The following is a 1,666-nucleotide window of genomic DNA, read 5'->3' as shown; positions in this document are numbered from 1 at the left end:
CTGTATTTAGAAAAACCCTAAAATATCTATAATTATGCCTGTTTATAATGTTGATATAAGATGGTTAAACAAGCTGTTGAATCAGTGCGAAATCAGTTTTATAGTAATTGGGAATTATGTATATCTGATGATAATTCAAAGTAATAAAAGATATTAAAAATTTATTGAATAGTTATGTACGTTTAGATCCTAGAATAAAAGTAATATTTAGAAAAGAAAATGGGCATATTTCATTAAACTCTAACTCTGCGCTGGAGTTGGCAACTGGTGAATGGCTTGCGTTGATGGATCACGATGATCTTTTACCCCCAAACGCATTATATGAAATAGTGAAGTTGATAAATAATGAAGATAATGTTCAGTTAATATATTCTGATGAAGATAAGATTGATGAATATGGAATGCGTTTTATGCCTCATTTTAAATCTGATTTTAACTTAGATTTATTATATAGTCAAAATTACATATCACATCTTGGAGTTTACAAGACAGAAATTGCCAATAAAATTGGTGGATTTAGAAAAGGTTTTGAAGGTAGTCAAGATTACGATTTTTTACTCCGCTATATTCAAAATATTAATATTAATAATATTAAGCATATTCCAAAAATATTATACCACTGGAGAGCTATTAAGGGATCAACTGCACTTTCAGCTACTCAAAAGTCGTATACTACGGCTTCAGGTATTAAAGCTTTACAAGACTATTTCTTAAGTGAAAAAAAGGATGTTGTTGTTGAAAAAGGGCAATTAGAGAACACTTACCGAGTTAGATGGCCTTTAGTCGATGAACCTTTGGTGAGCTTGATAATACCTACATATAATGGATATCAAATAACTAAGCAAGCAATAGATTCTATTTTAAATAAACAACATATAAAAATTTTGAAATTATACTTGTTGATAATAATTCAGATGACATAACAAGTATAAATTATTTTCATAGTTTAAGAGAGCATAAGAAATTAAAGTGCTTAAATATCCACATCCTTTCAATTACTCTGCTATTAATAACTTTGCAATAAAAAAGGCAAAAGGTAAAATTATAGGATTAATTAATAATGATATTGAAGTAATTAATGGAGACTGGTTGTCAGAAATGGTTAGTCATGCTATACGAGAAGATATTGGTTGTGTTGGTGCAATGTTATATTATCCAAACAATTTAGTCCAACATGCTGGTGTCATCCTAGGTATAGGAGGAGTAGCAGGGCATTCTCATAAATTTTCAACTAAAGAAGATTGTGGTTATTTTTCCAGACTGAGATTGGTCCAAAATTACTCTGCCGTAACAGCTGCATGTTTAGTTATGAGAAAATCGGTATTTAATGAAGTTGGTGGTTTAAATGAAATAGATCTTACAGTTGCATTCAATGATGTTGACTTATGTTTAAAAGTGATGAAGTGTGGCTATCGTAATTTATGGACTCCTTATGCGGAGTTATATCATCATGAATCTATTTCAAGGGGCCAAGAAAATACTCCAGAAAAATTGTTAAGATTTCAAAAAGAAGTCAATTATATGAAATTTACATGGGGAACAAATAGTAAAATTGATCAATTTTATAACATGAATCTAAGTTTTTTAAGAGAAGATTTTTCTATTCCAATACGTAATTTTTATTAAATTTAAGGATTATATATGTTTCTAGGCTTTATTAGATTTT

The 1,666-nt window shown here is 29.1% G+C and carries 3 protein-coding genes; all 3 read left to right on the top strand.

Going from position 1 to position 1,666, the window contains the following annotated elements; genetic code table 11:
- The first annotated feature begins 60 nt into the window (after positions 1-60).
- The 3 genes from HPC37_RS11345 to HPC37_RS10715 are packed head-to-tail and all read left to right on the top strand — an operon-like array spanning position 61 to position 1,626.
- Positions 61-144, top strand: a complete 84-nt coding sequence (locus HPC37_RS11345) for a glycosyltransferase (protein ID WP_427915974.1) — start codon at positions 61-63, stop codon at positions 142-144.
- Positions 145-164: 20 nt separating this feature from the next.
- On the top strand, positions 165-923 hold the full coding sequence (locus tag HPC37_RS10720) for a glycosyltransferase family 2 protein (RefSeq protein WP_208123097.1): 759 nt from the start codon (positions 165-167) through the stop codon (positions 921-923).
- Positions 924-969: 46 nt separating this feature from the next.
- Positions 970-1,626 carry a glycosyltransferase family protein gene (locus HPC37_RS10715; RefSeq protein ID WP_208123096.1) on the top strand — a complete coding sequence of 219 codons (657 nt, stop codon included), beginning with the start codon at positions 970-972 and terminating at the stop codon, positions 1,624-1,626.
- The last annotated feature ends 40 nt before the right edge of the window (positions 1,627-1,666 follow it).

The organism is Spirabiliibacterium mucosae, assembly GCF_014884965.1.
GTDB classification, from domain to species: Bacteria; Pseudomonadota; Gammaproteobacteria; order Enterobacterales; family Pasteurellaceae; genus Spirabiliibacterium; species Spirabiliibacterium mucosae.
Note: the sequence above shows the minus strand (reverse complement) of the source record. Positions and strands in the feature narration are given on the sequence as shown.

Excerpts from the sequence above, each read along its gene's own strand:
- HPC37_RS11345 (WP_427915974.1), top strand. The coding sequence starts at position 61 with ATGGTTAAACAAGCTGTTGAATCAGTGCGAAATCAGTTTTATAGTAAT.